Origin of the sequence: Erythrobacter alti (genome assembly GCF_037996805.1) — a bacterium.
GTDB lineage: Bacteria > Pseudomonadota > Alphaproteobacteria > Sphingomonadales > Sphingomonadaceae > Alteraurantiacibacter > Alteraurantiacibacter alti.
Window position 1 is genome coordinate 48592 of record NZ_JBBNAX010000007.1, and the last position, 17364, is coordinate 65955.

The window sequence follows — 17364 nt, forward strand, 5'->3', positions numbered from 1 at the left end:
ATTGGTCGCCAACTTCATCTCTACGGACCTAGACCCAGTCTGATACGTAGGGAAGGCATGTCTTGCCGAATCCCCCCGCATTACCTAGCTAACACACCATGAGCGATCCCTATTCCACCCTTGGCGTCAGCCGTTCCGCGAGCGAGAAGGACATCAAGTCCGCCTATCGCAAGCTCGCCAAGGAATTGCACCCGGACAAGAACAAGGACAATCCCGGCGCGACCGAGCGTTTTTCCAAGGTCACGCAGGCCTATGACCTGCTGTCCGACAAGGACAAGCGTGCGCAGTTCGACCGTGGTGAAATCGATGCCGATGGTAATCCGGCCATGCCGTTTGGCATGGGCGGCGGTGGCGGTTTTGGCGGCGCGCGACCGGGCGGTGGCGGGCCGAACGGTTATTCCGCGCGCGATTTCCAGGGCTTTGGCGCTGACGATGTCGATATCGGCGATCTGTTCGAAGGTCTTTTCGGCCGCGGCGGCGGAGCGCGAAGTGCGCGGGGCGGCGGGTTCCGCCAGCCACCACCGCCTCCACCGCGCAAGGGTGCCGACATACGCTACAAGCTGGCAGTGCCGTTTATCGATGCCGCGACGCGCGCCAAGCAGCGCATCACGCTGGCCGACGGCAAGACAATCGACCTTTCGCTGCCGGAAGGCGTCGAGGATGGCACGCAGATGCGCCTCAAGGGCAAGGGTCAGCATGGCGCAGGCGGCGCGGGCGATGGCATCGTCGTGATCGATATCCAGCCGCATGCGCATTTCTGGCGCGAAGGCGACGATGTGCGGCTCGACCTGCCGATCACGCTCGATGAAGCGGTCAATGGCGGCAAGGTGAAAGTCCCCACGGTCGATGGCGCTGTCATGCTGACGGTCGCGCCCGGATCAAGCTCGGGCAAGGTCCTGCGCCTCAAGGGCAAGGGCTTCAGCAAGAAGGGCGGCGGTCGCGGCGACCAGCTTGTAACGCTCGAAATCCACCTGCCCGATGATGTCAGCGAACTCGCTGGAAAGCTCGAGGGCTGGCGCGATAGCAGCAATATTCGCAGCGATATGGGCGGTTAGGCGGGGCATTGCCGCTCCCGGAAGGCTCGACAGGAGTCTAACGCCTGTTAAAACGTCCATGACATGGCGCGCCACGGATTGACCGACACGGAAATAGAACAGGGCGGGCCGCTGCCCGACTATTCGCCCGAGGCCCGCCGACGCCGGGCCGAGGAAGCCACCAAGGCGCATGTACGGATCGTGCGCCAGATCGGCCCCGGCACCCGGGCTTTCGAAGTCATGAAGCGGGTGGTGATCGGCACTTTCAACGATGGCACGATCCACGCGGGCAACCTTGCCTACATGTCAATCTTGGCGATTTTCCCCTTCTTCATTACCGGCGCAGCGATTTTCTCCGCCATCGGGGAAGAGGCGGAGCGTGCTGCCACCATAAATGCCTTGCTGACTGCGCTGCCTCCCGTCGTGGGCGGGGTGATCGAACCGGTGGCGCGCAATGTGATCGAGGCGCGCAGCGGCTGGTTGCTATGGGCGGGTGGCGCAATCGGGCTGTGGACCGTGGGAAGCCTCGTCGAGACAATCCGTGACATCCTGCGGCGCGCGTACGGAACGCGGCCGACACAGGCCTTCTGGAAATACCGCATATTCTCGACCGGCATCATCCTTGCCGCCGTTCTGCTGTTAATCCTGTCGCTTATCGCACAAGTGATGATCGGCGCGGCGCAGCAGGTGATCCAGGCTTACTTCCCCGAACTGACCGAAGCGATGGGTCAGCTTGCGTGGTCACGCATCGTGCCTGCGCTCGGCCTGTTCGGATCGATCTGGATGCTGTTCGTGGCGCTCACGCCTGCGGCCTATCGCCGCAAGGTCTATCCCAAATGGCCCGGCGCGCTGCTGGTGACAGTCTGGTGGATACTCGTAACGCTGGCCTTGCCGCCGGTGTTGCGCAGCCTGTTCACCTATAATCTTACCTACGGTTCGCTGGCAGGATTCATGATCGCGCTTTTCTTTTTCTGGCTGGTGGGCTTAGGAATGGTGGCAGGCGCCGAACTGAACGCTGCACTGACCGAAACGCCCGAGGAACGGCGTAACCGGCTGGAAACGGAAAATGGTGATGCCGCGACGGACGACGCGGAAGATGCAAACGAGGAGGACGAGCAGGCATGAGCGGGCTGATGGCAGGCAAAAAGGGTCTCATCATGGGGCTGGCGAATGACAAGTCGCTCGCATGGGGGATTGCGAAGAAGCTGCACGAACAAGGCGCGGAAATGGCCTTCTCCTACCAGGGAGAGGCGCTCAAAAAACGTGTCGGTCCTCTGGCCGAGCAGGTCGGAAGCGATTTCCTGATCGAATGCGACGTATCGGACATGGCCGCAATGGACACCGCCTTTGGCGAGATCGAGAAGCGCTGGGGCAAGATGGATTTTCTCGTCCATGCCATCGGCTTTTCGGACAAGAACGAGCTGCGCGGCAAATATGTCGACACCAGCCTCGACAATTTTTTGATGACGATGAACATCTCTGCCTATTCGCTGGTCGCCGCTGCCAAGCGTGCTGCGCCGCTGATGGCGGAAGGTGGAAGCATCGTCACGCTGACCTATTACGGCGCTGAAAAGGTCGTGCCGCATTACAATGTCATGGGTGTCGCCAAGGCGGCACTGGAAACCAGCGTGCAATATCTCGCCAATGATCTCGGCCCGGTTAATATCCGCGTGAACGCGATTAGCGCCGGACCGATCAAGACACTGGCAGCCAGCGGGATCGGCGATTTCCGCTACATCCTCAAATGGAACGAGCTGAATGCGCCTCTGCGCCGCAATGTCACGATCGAGGATGTCGGCGGAGCTGGCCTGTATTTCTGTTCGGACCTGTCATCGGGCGTGACGGGCGAAACCCATCACGTCGACGCGGGCTATCACGTGGTCGGCATGAAGCAGGAAGACGCGCCCGACATCGCGCTGACCTAGGCGCTCAGCCGTCAGTTTCGGGCACGACTGGCGGCGCGTCGGGGATCGCATCGGGATCGACCAGTTCCGGCAGCGAATCGTCTTCGCCATCGACCGTTGCGCTCTGTGCTGCACGGCGGCGTTCGAATTCGGCGCGTTCCAGCTCTTCGACACGCTCCTGCGTGGCAGCCGCTTCGGCATCGATCTCGGCAAGCCGTTCCTCACGCGCCAGCGCGATAAGTTCTGCCATACGGACATCGCTGCCCTGGGCGCGCTCGGCATAGGCTGCTTCGATCATTTCCATGGTACAGCCAAGGTCGCCGCCAGCACCAGCGGGCGTACACGACAGCGGACCGAATGCGCCCACGGCCTCAAGGCTCTGCGCACGGCGTGCCCAGCTTTCATTGTCGGGCGAGCTGCTTTCGCGCAGGCGGGGCGGAATGCGGAAACGCTCGCTCTCGTCGAGGCGCGCGCAGACGGTGATGGTGTTGTCGTCGGATTGCGGACATTCGTCGTCACCGAAAATGATGACCTGGTTCACCCGGTCACCACCATCTTCCTGCGCAGCGCCGGGGCTGGCAGCGAAAGCTCCGATAAGGGCGGTAGCGAGCGGCAGGGCAAACAAGCGGGTCATGGCATTCCTCGACATACGATATGGCACCGACACAGCGCCTTGATGGTTTAACGCGCGATGAAGCGCGGCGGTTTCTCGAAAGTCCGTCAGACCTTCTGCGACACCTTGATCGCGACCTTGCAGCCCAGCCTGATAGCAGCAGAGAGCAGCGGGTATGCAGGTGCACGTTCGGCTCCGGCCTCGATCGCCGCATCGCGATGTTCGCGTTCGTCTTCGCGAAACCGGTGGATCATCGCGGCGAGTTCGGGATCGTCGCCATCGCGTTCCAGCTCGTCAAGCTGATCCGAATAATGCTTGTCGATTTCGGTTTCGACTGCCGCGGTGCATGCCATCGCCGCTTCGGGACCGAGCAGGGCCGTGCCAGCGCCAAGCGCATAGCCCGCGACATTCCAGAACGGTTGCAAGGCGGTGGGCCGCACGCCGCGCCGCGCCATCAGCGCATCGAATTCCGCCCGGTGACCGGCTTCCTGTTCTGCCATGGCGCGGATTTCAGCCGAATGCGGTCCGCGATCGCCCATCACGGCCAGCTGGCCTGCATAGATGCGGGTGGCGCCAAATTCGCCTGCCTGATCCACGCGGATCATGTCTTCGCGCGATGTGCTCATGCCTTGCGGTCCTTTGCAGCCAGCAATGTCCATATGGTGACTGCGCTGCCAATGGAAAGAAGCGCATTCCATCCCGCCAGCGAAATGCCGAACAGGGACCACGGCGCAACATCGCAGCGCACCATTTCGAACGACCTGTAATCATTACCCACGCAATCGGTAATGCCTTGCCACCAGCCGTATTCGACGCCTGCGTGAAACGCCCCGATCAGGCCCGAGGTCAACACGGCGCCCGCCGCCAGTGCAATCCACATGCGCTTGGGCGGCGCGAGGGTGGAGATGAAAGCCAGCCCGACCGCAGCGAAATGCGGCCAGCGTTGCCACCAGCACATTTCGCAAGGAAACAGGCCGAAGCCGTATTGCGAAATATAGGCACCGGCGAGCAACAGCGCAGGTATGGCCAGCGCAAATTGCTGGGCCAGCTTGTCGGATCGGGAGAGCGGATTGGTCATGCAAGGCCCTTTAGGCTGCTAACCTAGTTCCTCGCAATGTTCGTGCCCGATGTCCGGCGAAGCGTACGCACCGCGTAGTCGAGCTGGAAATCATCGATTCCCATCTCCTCCAGCTGCGCAGCGGTCAGCTGGAAACGCGGATCGTCGAGCCGGTCGCGGGTAAGCGAATCATCCTCGACACCGATCTCGTTGATCAGGTGGCCGCGCAGATCGCTTTCCCGCAGCGCGAGGCGCTGGCGACGTTCGGCATCGGGATCTGACAATTGCGGTACGCGAATGTCCGGTGCGATGCCGCCTTCCTGCACGCTGCGGCCTGAAGGCGTATAATAGCGTGCCGTGGTCAGCTTGAGCGCCGAATCTCGGGTCAGCGGGAGCAGCGTCTGCACGCTGCCCTTGCCGAAACTGCGTTCACCCATCACCAGCGCGCGGTTGTGGTCCTGCAGCGCGCCAGCAACGATCTCGCTGGCAGATGCGGAGCCTTCGTCGATCAAGACGATGATCGGCAGGCCTTCTGCCACGTCGCCGCGGTAAACCGTTTCGGCGTCGTAGAAGATGGTGTCACGGCGATGGCGGCCGCGTTGTGAAACGATCTGGCCCTCGGACAGGAACAGGTCGGACAGGGCCACCGCTTCATCGAGCGAACCGCCAGGATTACGCCGCAAATCGAGCACGAGGCCGGTCAGGCGACCGGTAGCCTGGGCCTGAAGCTCTGCCAGTCCCTGTCGCACGTCCGAACCGACATCGGCGGAGAATTCGTTGACCTGGATATGGCCGACATTGCCTTCCATCAGGCTCCACGTGACTGGCTCCAGTTCAATAACGCCGCGCGTCACGACGACTTCAAAACTGTCCTCGCGTCCGGGACGGAAGATGGTGAGTTCGATATTGCTGCCGGCAGGTCCGCGCATCTGCGCCACAGCCTGATCAATTTCCAGACCGTAGATCAGCTGGCCATCGATATGGGTAATGTAATCGCCTGCCTTGATGCCTGCCTGGTCGGCCGGACTGCCACGGAAAGGCGACACGACTTTCACCGCGCCGTCTTCCATCTGCACGGAAATGCCGAGGCCTTGGTAATTGCCGTCGATCATGGTGTTGAGCCGTTCGAGCGCAGCGCCATCGATATAGGCCGAATGCGGGTCGAGCGCGCTCAGCATTCCGTCGATCGCGCCGCGAATCAGCACTTCGTCTTCGACCGGCTCGACATAGCTTGCCTTGATGCGCTGGTAGGTGGCGAACAGGCGCGCGAATTCCGGCGACGCGCGGCCTTCGACCTGTGCAAGACCAGCCGTTGTGGCAGGCAGGAGCGCAACAGCGGTGCACAAGGCAGCGGCGCGAATGGCGGAAGCGAATTTCATGATCTGGCGGTTCCTGTACGGAATTGTCCCAAGTTCGAGTGTATCTCACACCATCACTTAACGCCAGATGTGCAGAATCAGCTTATTGCGAGGGTACTGGCCTGAGCTCCGGCTAGCCTGTGTAGAGCAGCGGGTTGACCGGCTCGCCCTGCCGCCGCAATTCCAGCGTGATCGTCGGGCGGTTTGGTCCTGCAATGCCCAGCGGCGCTCCGCCTACGACATCCTGACCAACTGCCACATCACTGCGCACAAGTCCGGTGATGAGGCTGGTCCAGCCGCCCGGATGCTCGATGATGACGATCCGCCCGTAACCGCGATAAGGCCCGGCAAAGGCAATGCGGCCCTGCGCGGGAGCGACGACCTGCGCTCCGGCAAGCGGGGCAAGTGTGATCCCGCGGCTGAGACCACCGGCCTCGGGCGCGCCGAACCCGGTCAGCAGGCGGCCTGATACGGGCAGGATGTAGGGCATGATCGAAGCCCGGCCTTCGGGCGAGCGGGTAGCTGTCGCGGTAGGGGTGACCTCGGCAGCGCGGCTCTCACCGGGTGACGCGGGCCGCAATTTCGGACCGGGCAAAGCAGCAAGCCGGGCGCGTAGCCGTCCATCGCGATCGAGCTGGTCTACCAGGCCATCGAGATCGCGCGCCTCTTCGGCAAGCGCCAATGCCCGCTCGGCTTCGCGGTTGGCGCGGCCTCCAGCGGCGCGGGCAGCAAGGCGTGCTGCGCTCTCGAGATCGGCAAGTTGAGCGCGGCGCTCGTCCAGCGCAGCCTCTTCTGCGCGAAGGCTTACGGCGGCGACCTCGGCTTCGCGGCGCAACGCGGCAGCGCGGTCGATGCGGGTGCGCAAGCCGGCGGTGTTCGCCTGCACCTGCGGCACGGCATTGGCGAGCATGGCGCGCAGATACACGACATCGCGCACTTCGCCCGGACGCAGGACCGACAAGGCCACGGGTCGGCGAGCGAATTGCTGGAGCGCGGCGGTCAGGCGGATAAGCGGGCGCTGCTCCTCGCCCAATGCCTCACGCAATTGCGAGCGCTGGCTGTCGATCATTACCATGCGCGCCTGAGCGGCGGCGATGCCCGCTTCGGCCTGCTGGATTCGCGCGGCAATCGCTGCTGTCTCGCGCGCGGCGCGGTCGGCCTCACCTTCGGCCTGCGCAGCCTCGGCTTCCAGCCTTTCGCTGCGCGCTTCGGCAGCGCGGCGTTCTTCGAGTGCCTTGGCGAGGGCAATGCGTGTTTCTTCGCTGCTGTCGTAAACCGGCGCGCGCTGCGCGGTGGCGGCAGCTGCGAACAACAGCGCCGAACCGGCGAGAAGGATCAGGCGGTGATCGAAGCGCAGCATGGCGCTATCCTGCCCGATGATAGGGGTGTCCGGCAAGGATGGCCGTGGCCCGGAACAATTGTTCCATCAGCATGGCGCGGGCCAGCAGATGCGGCCACGTCGCCTTGCCGAAGCTGAGAAGCAGATCCGCCGACGCACGTTCCTCTTCCGAATGCCCGTCCGCCGCTCCGATGATGAACCGGCATTCGCGCATCCCGTCATCGCGCCAACGCTGGAGAATGGTGGCAAAGTCCTCCGAGCCAAGATTCTTGCCTTTTTCATCGAGGAGCACGGTCTTGAACGGCGTCTGCGGATCGGGAATGCGGCCGCCTGTCTCGGGCAATTCCGTAAGCTTGTGGGGCCAAGTGAGCCGCTTGGCATAACGCTCAACCAGCTCGGCCTCGGGCGAACGGGCAATCTTGCCGCGAGCGATGATGTGCAGGAGCATTGCTTGCCTAGTCCCTCAAACGCCGGGCGGAGCGCAGCCGCGCCGCGTGGCTTCGCCCCAAAGCGCGGCCCGCGGTCGCGGGCTGTCGACGCCTCTTAGGCACCGATTCTACAACTGTGAAGCGAAGCGGGCCGCATTCAGATGCGATGAGCATCTGACAAAGGCCGAATGGCCGTCCGCAGCGGGGGCAGCTTGCCTGCCCACTGAGCGAGGACGTTCGCCCGGATGGGCGAACGCAAGCAAAGTCAGGCGCTGCCCATCTGTCGTGTCTCGCCGTCTTCGCCAAAGCCCCACATCCGCTCGAGGTTGTAGAAACCGCGTACTTCGGGGCGGAACAGGTGAACGACCACATCGCCGGCGTCGATCAGCACCCAGTCTGCGGCGGGCAGACCTTCGATACGGGGAGATGGCTCGCCCGAATGCTTGATCTTCTCGGCCAGCTTCTGCGCCATCGCCGCGACCTGCCGGGTCGAGCGCCCCGATGCGATCACCATGTGATCGGCAATCGAGCTCTTGCCTTCGAGCGGTATGGAGACGAGTTCCTGCGCCTGATCGTCATCCAGCTGGTTGATGATCAGTTCGTGCAACGAGCCGGGCTCCGTTTCGGGAAGCCCTTCGGTGACGGGTTTATCGGACATGGTCATAATGGAATTGGCTGAGCTGGCTGTGCCGGACGTGGTGGCGCCTGCGCGCGTTTCGCTGCTGGCCTGGGTCATCGCTAATAATCATGCTCCTGATGGTGGGAATGGCACACGCCTTTCGCAAGAGCATGAGCGCATTACGCCGTCTGCTCCTGCAAAGAATTGTGAATGAGGGAGTGCGTCACTTCATCCCTGGGCGGCAGGTTGGAATACCGCTTTGCCCAATGCGGATCTGCCCGGCGGATAGCTGTTGCCGAACGGGGATCGGGATCGAAACGCAGTTCTATCAGCGCAGGAGCGCTCCATTCGCGCCGGCTTCGCAATCCGGATGCAGGCAGCCGGTAACGCCGCAACCAGGCCATCGCGGGGCTCGCAACAGCAGCCTCTTCATAACCCGGGCGGGCAATAACGGCAATGGGCATGGACCGCGCAATCCTCCGCCAGTCTTTCCAGCGGTGCAATTGGGCGAGATTGTCCGAACCCATTAGCCATACGAAGCGCCGCTTGGGATAACGCCGCATCAGGGCGCGCAGGGTATCGATCGTGTAGCGCGTGCCCAATTGCTGCTCGATAGCGGTCACGCGGATGCGCGCATTGCGGCTCATCGCCTTGGCCGAGCGGACGCGAGCTGTCAGCGGTGCCATGCCCTTCCTGGGCTTGAGCGGATTACCGGGCGAAACCATCCACCACGCCTCGTCGAGCCCAAGTGCGTCGATAGTAAACAGCGTGATGCGGCGATGGCCCGCGTGGGCGGGATTGAAGCTGCCGCCCAACAGGCCGGTGATGGGACCCGATCGTTTCAAGCGCGGGTGCCTGTCACGCGCGCGCCTGGCCCTGCCCGAGAACCTGCCATTTATAGGTTGTCAGCCCTTCGAGCGCGACCGGCCCGCGTGCGTGGAGCCGTCCGGTGGCAATTCCGATTTCCGCGCCAAGGCCGAATTCGCCGCCATCGGCGAATTGGCTGGACGCGTTGTGCATCACGATAGCGCTGTCGACTTCGGCAAGGAACCGTTCAGCCGCCGCGTCATCAGCGGTAATGATCACGTCGGTATGGCCCGAGGAATGGGCCGCGATATGATCCATCGCCGCGTCCAGTCCGTCGACAATCGCAACCGACAGCGTGGCGTCGAGATATTCGGTGTCCCAATCCTCGTCGCTTGCCGCCTTGACCCTGCTGTCGACCGCCTGCGCGCGCTTGTTGCCGCGCAATTCGCAGCCGGACCCGGCAAGTGCGTCGATCACTTGCGCAGCGGCTGGAAAAGCGGCGTCGATCAGAAGCGTCTCCATGGCTCCGCAAATCCCGGTGCGGCGCATCTTGGCATTGACCGCTACTTCGCGCGCCATATCCGCGTCGGCGTCGGCGTGGATGTAGGTGTGACAAATGCCATCGAGATGGGCGAGAACCGGAACGCGCGCATCGGCCTGCACACGGGCTACCAGGCCTTTGCCTCCGCGCGGAACGATCATGTCGATCAGACCTGCAGCCTTCAGCATCGCGCCCACCGCCTCGCGGTCCTGCGTCGGCAGAAGCTGAATCGCGTCGGCAGGCAGTCCGGCGCTCGAAACGCCCTCGGCAAAAGCCGAGTGCAGAGCGCGGTTTGAATGAACCGCCTCGCTGCCACCGCGCAGCAAGGCGGCGTTGCCCGAGCGCAGGCAGAGCGCCGCCGCGTCTGCGGTAACGTTGGGGCGGCTTTCGTAAATGATGCCGATCAGCCCGATCGGTATGCGGCGACGCACCAGTGTCATGCCGGCAGGCGCCTGCGAGCGGTCGATCTCTTCGCCGACCGGATCGGGCAGCGATGCGACGTTTTCAATGGCGCTGGCAATCCCCTCGAGCCGCTCTGCGTCGAGTTTCAACCGGTCCAGCATGGCTCCTGAAAGGCCGTTCGCCTCACCGGCGGCCACATCCTTGGCATTGGCGGCGAGGATCTCGCCCTGGGCGGCGCGTATCGAAGCAGCGGCGGCGGTCAGCGCGGCGGATTTCTCCGCATCGCTGGCACGCGCCAGCTTTCGCTGTGCCGCACGGCCTTGCTGCGCAAGCTCGGCGATAAGGGCTTCGGGGGAGTCGATGGTTTTGCTCATGTCATTCATGCGCGCGCCTTACCATTGCCAACCAACACTGTCAGTGCGCAATTGGTGAATATGGGAAAAGCCGTGTGATCGGCGTCAAACGGCAGCGGCGAATCGCCTGATCCGCATTTGGTTCCCGAAAAATTTGCAAAAATTTTACCCTGTCCATCGATTCGTCGCATTGCGGGTTCGATTCGACCCAACTGTTAACAGTCTGACTCGACCTCAGGGCTGGCTCGGGTATGCAAACGTTCACAAACAAAAAGTCACAAAACAACGGACGGGGTCGTTTTGCAACATTCAGCCGCAAGCGGTTTTTGGGATCGCTTAAGGGCCTTTTTCCCGGAGCGCGAATTTTTCATGCGCTCCCAGGGGCAGGTCCGCTTCATCACCATTACTTCTCGCGTGCAAATGGTTGCTGCCGGCCTCGCGCTGGTAGCAATTCTCGGCTGGGCGGCTTCGGTCGGTGGCGCTGCTTTCAGCCAGTACCGCGCAAGTTCGGAACGCGCTTCGCTGATCGAACGTGAAGCCCATGTGGCCCAGTCCGAAGATCGCTATGCCAATTATCGAGACGATATCGCGGCAACCACTGCCGATCTCGAGCGTCGCCAGGAATTCCTCGAAGAGATGTATTCGCTGCTGCCCGAAGATGTGCGGGTAGGCGAAGATGGCGAGTCCGTGACGGACAGCACGGCTGAATCGCGCGAATTGATCAGCATGATCCGCGAAGTCTTCCCCGAGGCTGTTGGCCTAGCGGAAATCGAGGCGCGGCAGCTTGCTTTTGTCGAGGCGCTGACGCGCTATGCCGACCGCCGCTCGGCCCGCGCCGAGGAGGCTATCCGCACTCTCGGCCTTGATCCGCGCGTGGTTGTTGCCGCAGACGACACCGCGATGGGTGGTCCGTTTGAATCCCTTTCGACCGAAGCCGACGGCTCGCTCGATCCGCGGTTCGAGCGGCTGGGCCTCAGCCTTGCCCGGATGAGCGCGCTGGAGCGCGGTCTCGAGGTCATCCCGCAGGTCATGCCCGCCGACATCAACTCGATTTCTTCGGGCTTCGGCTATCGCCGCGATCCCTTCAATGGCAGCGGCGCAATGCATAGCGGGCTCGATTTCCGCGCCCCGCATGGCGCTCCGATCCATGCCGCCGCTGCTGGCAGGGTCAGCTTTGTTGGCGTCAAGTCCGGTTATGGCAACGTAGTCGAGATCAGCCACGGTTCGGGCATGGTCACACGTTATGCCCACATGTCGCGGTTCAATACCCGTGTCGGCACAGAAATTGCCGCTGGCGCAGTGATCGGTGCCATTGGCAGCACCGGCCGTTCAACCGGCCCGCACTTGCACTTTGAAGTGCGCATCAATGGCCGCGCAGTAAACCCGCGGCCCTTCCTGGAGACAGCCCCCCATGTTCTCGAAGAAGCCCGAGCAGAATTCGCACCTGGCTCCACCACGAGCAGGACCACGACCAATGGCTAATGGCGGCAGCACATTCTCGGTGATCGGTCCCGACGTCACCATTCGCGGCAATATCGAAGCCACGGTCGACCTGCATGTCGATGGCAGGGTCATCGGCGACATCACCTGCGCTTCACTGGTGCAGGGTGAATCGAGCCGCATCGAGGGTGAGGTCAAAGCCGAAAGCGCACGCCTTTCTGGCGAAGTTAGCGGCAAGATCGAAGCCCGCGACCTCGTTGTCCTGAAAAGCGCAAAGATCGATGGCGACGTAAGTTACGAAACGCTGACGATTGAACAAGGCGCAAATGTCGACGGACGTTTCGCTCCGCTCGGCGCCAAGAAGCAGAAAGCTGCCGGCCAGCCTGCTACCGAGACGAAAGGCCCGGCCGAGCCGACGATGTCGCTCGCCGGCTGACCAGCTGATATCAGTTTGTGGAGGGGAGAGGGGCGGTCCTATGCAGGCCGCCCCCTTTTATTTGTACGCACCAAACGGCGCTGGGCACCGCTTCGTTGGGTTTGCTTTTCTTACAGGTCGTCCGGGCCTGGCTCGGGAGCCGGATTGGCTTCGGACTCGCGCTTGGCTTCCAGCCATGCTTCGGCTTCAGCTTCCTGCGCAGCTTCGACAGCAGCCTTTGCTGCCTCGTCACGTTCCTGGCGCAATTCTGCGATCAGCTTTTCCTTGTCGCCGCGCGGATCGAGCGGAGGTGCCGGGGCTTCGCTTTCTTCCACTGCATCTTCTGCAGGAGCAGGCGCAGCAGCGACCGCGCGCTTGGCGGCCTTGGCAACAGCCGTATCGAGTTCACGCTGCGAACACAGGCCCAGCGTCACCGGATCCTTGGGTTGGATGTTTTGGATGTTCCAGTGGCTGCGTTCACGGATCGCATTGATCGTATTGCGCGTGGTGCCGATCAAACGGCCGATCTGCGCATCGGAAATTTCCGGATGGTTGCGCAGGATCCAAGCGATGCCGTCAGGCTTGTCCTGCCGCTTGCTCACCGGCGTGTAGCGCGGACCCTTGGTGCGGCTGACATCGACCGGAGCCTTTTGCATGACCAGCGAATATTCGGCATCGGCCTGGCCGCGTTCGATTTCCTCATGGGTCAGCTCGCCCGAATGCACCGGGTCGCGTCCGGTATACTTGGAACTGGCAAGGTCATCCGCCATCGCCTGCACTTCAAGGATATGCAGGCCGCAGAAGTCCGCGATCTGCGTGAAGCTGAGGGCAGTGTTGTCCACCAGCCAGCTGGCAGTGGCGTGAGGCATGAGGGGCTTGGGCTGATCAGCCACGATATCTCTCCGAAATAAAAGGGCCGCCCCTCACGGGACGGCCATCGTCTGCGATCATGTAGGCTCTTTGCTGCCGATGGGCAAGCATTTGTGCCGTAGTTGCGGAGCAGGCCTGTCGGTCAGCCGGATGCGATCGCCAGAACGATCTTGCCGACATGCTCACCCGCTTCCATGCGAGCATGAGCTGCCGCGGCGTCCTCAAGCGGGAAAGTGCGGTCCATCAACGGGCGCAGATCACCCTGTTCGACCAACGGCCAGACTTCACGGAACAGCTCATCCGCGACAAGTCCTTTGAAGACATGGCTGCGCGCGCGCATGGTGGAGCCGGTGACGGTATGGCGCTTCACCATCAGCTTCGCCATGTTGATGTCCGACTGCATCCCGCCCTGTACTGCTATCACCACCAGCCTGCCATCTTCCGCGAGACAATCGAGATTGCGCTGCGTGTAGTCGCCCGCAACCATGTCGAGGATCAGGTCACAGCCTCGACCTTCGGTAATCTCCAGCACCCTGGCGGAGAAATCCTCGGTCTTGTAGTTGATCGCGTGGTCGGCACCCGTTGCTAGCGCGGCAGCACACTTGTCGTCCGACCCGCTGGTGGCGATCACATCGAGGCTGAACAGTTTTGCGAGTTTGATCGCTGTCGTCCCGATGCCGCTCGTTCCGCCATGTACAAGCAGCATTTCGCCGTCGCGGGCATATCCGCGCTGGAAGACATTGTGCCACACGGTGAACATCGTTTCCGGCAGGGCGGCGGCCTCTGCCATGTCCATCCCGTCCGCCACGGGCAGGCAGTGTTCGGGCCGGGCAAGGCAATACTCGGCATATCCCCCGCCGGACACCAGCGCGCAGACATTCTTGCCCAATTCGCCCGGATCGACGCCTTCACCCAGCAGGATTACCTCTCCTGCAATCTCGAGTCCCGGAATGTCCGACGCACCCGGCGGTGGCGGATAGATGCCCCTGCGCTGCAGGCAATCGGGACGGTTTACGCCCGCATGGCTGACCTTCACCAGCACTTCGCCCGGTCCGGGCCTGGGCACAGGGCGCATGGCGATCTGCAACACCTCGGGCCCGCCCGGTTCGGTAATCTCGACCGCCGACATGCGCTCCGGCAGCTGATTTGGCGAATTTCCGCTGGTCATGATTTCCCCGTTGGCGCCCGATCCGTTTCCCCACCCCTAATGGCCGCTCCCATTGACAGCAAGCGGGTGGGCGGGGATTGTTGCTGCCGTAAGAAAGAATGGTGTGATGGAAGACGACGACCTTCCCCGTATGCGATCGGATGCCGCCAGCCAGCTGGCCGGCGAGGCGCTCGACACCTACTCGCAAGACGAGTTGATTGCGCGCATCCAGTTGCTGGAATCGGAGATCGAGCGGGTTCGGACACATCACGCCAAGGCCGCCGATCATCGTAAGATCGCAGACTCGCTGTTCCGACCGAGGGAAACCGATTGATGGGCCGTCCCGGCCTTTCGGACCCCTTCAAATCCGCGCTGCAGCGCACCATATCCCTCATAAGAATGATGTCGGTGTGCCTAACCACCACTTCACCCGCCACGTTAGGCGGATATTAACCATGGGCCGCGCAATCTCCTTGATTGAATACAAGTGGCCTCAACGCGGCTCGCCAAGCCAGAACCAAGGATCCTGATGCCAAGTTTCGCACAGAACCTCGAGAAGACACTCCACAATGCGATCCAGCACGCGATCGATCGGAGCCACGAATACGCCACGCTCGAGCACTTGTTGCTGGCGCTGGTCGATGACACCGACGCCGCCGAGGTGATGGCCGCCTGCGGTGTCGATGCCGAGGAACTGACCGGCGTCGTCCGGCAATATCTCGACCAGGAATACCAGTCGCTCAAGACCGAAGAAGACGCCGATCCGCAGCCGACCGCTGGCTTCCAGCGGGTGATCCAGCGCGCGATCCTGCACGTCCAGTCTTCGGGCAAGGACATGGTGACGGGCGCCAACGTGCTGGTCGCCCTGTTCTCCGAGCGCGACTCCTACGCGGTCTATTTCCTCCAGCAGCAGGATATGAGCCGGCTGGATGCAGTCAGCTTCATAAGCCACGGCATCGGCAAGGGCGGCCGCCAGATCGAGAACCGCTCGGTCGAAGGTGCCGAGGACGATAGCCAGACGCGAACCGAGGAAAAGCCTGACAAGAAGAAGGATTCGGCGCTCGACCAGTTCTGCGTCAATCTCAACCAGAAGGCTCTCGACGGGCGGATCGACCCGCTGATCGGCCGCGGACCGGAGGTGGACCGCACGGTCCAGATCCTGTGCCGCCGTTCGAAGAACAACCCGCTCTATGTCGGCGATCCCGGCGTCGGCAAGACCGCGATTGCCGAAGGGCTCGCGCGCAAGATCGTCGAAGGCGACGTTCCCGAAGTGCTCGAGCCGGCGATCATCTATTCGCTCGACATGGGCGCACTGCTGGCCGGTACACGCTATCGCGGCGACTTCGAGGAACGGCTCAAGCAGGTCGTCAACGAACTCGAAAAGTTGCCGGAAGCCATTCTATTTATTGATGAAATCCACACCGTGATCGGCGCGGGTGCAACCAGCGGCGGGGCAATGGATGCATCCAACCTGCTCAAGCCCGCGCTGTCGAGCGGAGCGATCCGCTGCATCGGTTCGACCACCTACAAGGAATTCCGCAATCACTTCGAAAAGGATCGCGCGTTGTTGCGCCGGTTCCAGAAGATCGATGTGAACGAGCCGACGGTCGAGGATACGATCAAGATCCTCAAGGGCCTGCGCAGCGCGTTCGAGGAACATCACAAGGTCAAATATACGCCCGACGCCATCAAGACCGCGGTCGAAATGAGCGCGCGCTATATCAATGACCGCAAGCTGCCCGACAAGGCAATTGACGTGATCGATGAGGTCGGTGCGATGCAGATGCTGGTCCCGCCCAGCCGCCGCCGCAAGACGATCACCGCCAAGGAGATCGAGAAGGTCGTGGCGACCATGGCGCGGATTCCGCCCAAGTCGGTCAGCAAGGACGACAAGAAGGCGCTCGGCAGTCTCGACAAGGACCTGAAGCGCGTTGTCTACGGGCAGGACGAGGCTATCGAGCGGCTGTCGGTCGCCATGAAGCTGAGCCGCGCGGGCTTGCGCGAGGCGGACAAGCCCATCGGCTCGTTCCTGTTCTCCGGCCCCACCGGCGTCGGCAAGACCGAAGTCGCGCGCCAGCTCGCCAGCATCATGGGTATCGAGCTCAAGCGGTTCGACATGTCCGAATATATGGAGCGTCACAGCGTATCGCGTCTGATCGGTGCGCCTCCGGGCTATGTCGGCTACGACCAGGGCGGATTGCTCACCGATGCCATCGACCAGCACCCGCATTGCGTCCTGCTGCTCGACGAGATCGAGAAGGCGCACCCCGACCTGTTCAATATCCTGCTGCAGGTGATGGATAACGGCAAGCTGACCGACCATCACGGCAAGACCGTCGATTTCCGCAACGTGGTCCTCATCATGACGACCAACGCCGGTGCATCGGATGCGGCCAAGCAGGGCATAGGCTTTGGCGCAGGGCAGAAGACCGAGGCGAGCGAGGAAGCGGTGAAAAAGATGTTCACCCCCGAATTCCGCAACCGTCTCGATGCCGTGGTGCCGTTCTCCTACCTCGGCCCGGAAACGATCAGCCGCGTGGTCGACAAGTTCATCCTCCAGCTCGAATTGCAGCTGGCCGAGCAGAACGTGCATATCCAGTTCGATGGCGATGCGCGCGAATGGCTGGGCAAGCGCGGTTACGATAAGCTGATGGGTGCCCGCCCGATGTCACGCCTGATCCAGGAAAAGGTCAAGCAGCCGCTCGCCGAGGAGTTGCTGTTCGGTAAGCTCGCCAGTGGCGGCGAGGTGCATGTGAGCGTGAAGGACGAAAAGCTCGCCTTCGAACTCACCCCCGCACCGCCCAAGGGCAAGGCCAAGCCAAAGCGCAAGGCTGCGGCGAAGAAGGCTTCGGCCAAGAAAAAGCCCGATACTTCCGCGGCTGACAAGGATGGCGGCGACAAGGACGATAGCGGCAAGGAATGACGCATAATTGGCGCTAGGCGACGGGCATCGCGCTCGCTAGGCTGGCGCAATGACGACATTCCTAATGAAAACAACACTGGCGGCGGGGGCTTTGGCTCTCGCCGCTTCTGTTTG

At 62.4% G+C, this 17364-nt stretch carries 18 protein-coding genes; 7 read left to right on the top strand and 11 right to left on the bottom strand.

Annotated features, from left to right (window positions below; translation table 11 throughout):
- The first annotated feature begins 98 nt into the window (after nucleotides 1-98).
- The 3 genes from AAC850_RS07955 to fabI all read left to right on the top strand — a co-directional run bounded on the left by AAC850_RS07955 (nucleotide 99) and on the right by fabI (nucleotide 2959).
- Nucleotides 99-1055 carry a DnaJ C-terminal domain-containing protein gene (locus tag AAC850_RS07955; protein WP_340588172.1) on the top strand — a complete coding sequence of 319 codons (957 nt, stop codon included), beginning with the start codon at nucleotides 99-101 and terminating at the stop codon, nucleotides 1053-1055.
- A gap of 63 nt (nucleotides 1056-1118) precedes the next feature.
- Nucleotides 1119-2159, top strand: coding sequence for a YihY/virulence factor BrkB family protein (locus tag AAC850_RS07960; protein WP_340588173.1), 1041 nt, complete (start codon nucleotides 1119-1121; stop codon nucleotides 2157-2159).
- Nucleotides 2156-2959, top strand: coding sequence for an enoyl-ACP reductase FabI (gene fabI, locus AAC850_RS07965; RefSeq protein WP_340588174.1), 804 nt, complete (start codon nucleotides 2156-2158; stop codon nucleotides 2957-2959). Before AAC850_RS07960 ends, fabI begins: the two co-directional genes overlap by 4 nt.
- Nucleotides 2960-2963: 4 nt before the next feature.
- On the opposite strand, the gene AAC850_RS07970 is transcribed toward fabI, so the two are convergent.
- From AAC850_RS07970 to AAC850_RS08010, 9 genes are all read right to left on the bottom strand, one after another.
- Nucleotides 2964-3572 (bottom strand): hypothetical protein, encoded by a 609-nt coding sequence (locus tag AAC850_RS07970; protein ID WP_340588175.1) that lies wholly within the window; start codon nucleotides 3570-3572, stop codon nucleotides 2964-2966.
- An 86-nt stretch (nucleotides 3573-3658) separates the two neighbouring features.
- Nucleotides 3659-4177 carry a demethoxyubiquinone hydroxylase family protein gene (locus tag AAC850_RS07975; RefSeq protein WP_340588176.1) on the bottom strand — a complete coding sequence of 173 codons (519 nt, stop codon included), beginning with the start codon at nucleotides 4175-4177 and terminating at the stop codon, nucleotides 3659-3661.
- The gene (locus AAC850_RS07980) at nucleotides 4174-4629 is read right to left on the bottom strand and encodes a disulfide bond formation protein B (RefSeq protein ID WP_340588177.1); all 456 of its coding nucleotides are present in this window, start codon (nucleotides 4627-4629) and stop codon (nucleotides 4174-4176) included. The genes AAC850_RS07975 and AAC850_RS07980 overlap by 4 nt, the downstream gene beginning before the upstream one ends.
- A gap of 23 nt (nucleotides 4630-4652) precedes the next feature.
- The gene (locus tag AAC850_RS07985) at nucleotides 4653-5987 is read right to left on the bottom strand and encodes a S41 family peptidase (RefSeq protein ID WP_340588178.1); all 1335 of its coding nucleotides are present in this window, start codon (nucleotides 5985-5987) and stop codon (nucleotides 4653-4655) included.
- Between the two features lie 112 nt (nucleotides 5988-6099).
- Nucleotides 6100-7326, bottom strand: a complete 1227-nt coding sequence (locus AAC850_RS07990; RefSeq protein ID WP_340588179.1) for a murein hydrolase activator EnvC family protein — start codon at nucleotides 7324-7326, stop codon at nucleotides 6100-6102.
- A 4-nt stretch (nucleotides 7327-7330) separates the two neighbouring features.
- A complete protein-coding gene (locus tag AAC850_RS07995; RefSeq protein WP_340588180.1) occupies nucleotides 7331-7753 on the bottom strand; it encodes a 23S rRNA (pseudouridine(1915)-N(3))-methyltransferase RlmH in 423 nt (140 codons plus the stop codon).
- 245 nt (nucleotides 7754-7998) lie between these two features.
- Nucleotides 7999-8469 (bottom strand): ribosome silencing factor, encoded by a 471-nt coding sequence (rsfS, locus tag AAC850_RS08000; RefSeq protein WP_422723183.1) that lies wholly within the window; start codon nucleotides 8467-8469, stop codon nucleotides 7999-8001.
- Between the two features lie 62 nt (nucleotides 8470-8531).
- Nucleotides 8532-9197 carry a nicotinate-nucleotide adenylyltransferase gene (locus tag AAC850_RS08005; RefSeq protein ID WP_340588181.1) on the bottom strand — a complete coding sequence of 222 codons (666 nt, stop codon included), beginning with the start codon at nucleotides 9195-9197 and terminating at the stop codon, nucleotides 8532-8534.
- Between the two features lie 13 nt (nucleotides 9198-9210).
- Nucleotides 9211-10476, bottom strand: a complete 1266-nt coding sequence (locus tag AAC850_RS08010; protein ID WP_422723184.1) for a glutamate-5-semialdehyde dehydrogenase — start codon at nucleotides 10474-10476, stop codon at nucleotides 9211-9213.
- A gap of 348 nt (nucleotides 10477-10824) precedes the next feature.
- Here AAC850_RS08010 and AAC850_RS08015 point away from each other — a divergent pair, with 348 nt between their 5' ends.
- Both AAC850_RS08015 and AAC850_RS08020 read left to right on the top strand, forming a co-directional pair.
- A complete protein-coding gene (locus tag AAC850_RS08015) occupies nucleotides 10825-11937 on the top strand; it encodes a M23 family metallopeptidase (protein WP_340588183.1) in 1113 nt (370 codons plus the stop codon).
- The gene (locus AAC850_RS08020) at nucleotides 11930-12331 is read left to right on the top strand and encodes a bactofilin family protein (RefSeq protein WP_340588184.1); all 402 of its coding nucleotides are present in this window, start codon (nucleotides 11930-11932) and stop codon (nucleotides 12329-12331) included. Before AAC850_RS08015 ends, AAC850_RS08020 begins: the two co-directional genes overlap by 8 nt.
- Before the next feature lie 110 nt (nucleotides 12332-12441).
- Here AAC850_RS08020 and AAC850_RS08025 read toward each other — a convergent pair whose 3' ends face one another.
- Nucleotides 12442-13179 carry a cell cycle transcriptional regulator TrcR gene (locus AAC850_RS08025; RefSeq protein WP_340588543.1) on the bottom strand — a complete coding sequence of 246 codons (738 nt, stop codon included), beginning with the start codon at nucleotides 13177-13179 and terminating at the stop codon, nucleotides 12442-12444.
- Between the two features lie 143 nt (nucleotides 13180-13322).
- Nucleotides 13323-14348: an NAD(P)H-quinone oxidoreductase gene (locus AAC850_RS08030; protein WP_340588185.1), complete on the bottom strand. Its 1026-nt coding sequence runs from the start codon at nucleotides 14346-14348 to the stop codon at nucleotides 13323-13325.
- Between the two features lie 106 nt (nucleotides 14349-14454).
- Between AAC850_RS08030 and AAC850_RS08035 the strand changes: the two genes are divergently transcribed.
- Together AAC850_RS08035 and clpA are read left to right on the top strand one after the other, a co-directional pair.
- Entirely contained in the window at nucleotides 14455-14661 is a 207-nt protein-coding gene (locus tag AAC850_RS08035; RefSeq protein WP_340588186.1) for a DUF1192 domain-containing protein, read from the top strand.
- 195 nt (nucleotides 14662-14856) lie between these two features.
- Entirely contained in the window at nucleotides 14857-17250 is a 2394-nt protein-coding gene (gene clpA, locus AAC850_RS08040) for an ATP-dependent Clp protease ATP-binding subunit ClpA (protein WP_340588187.1), read from the top strand.
- Nucleotides 17251-17364: the final 114 nt, after the last annotated feature.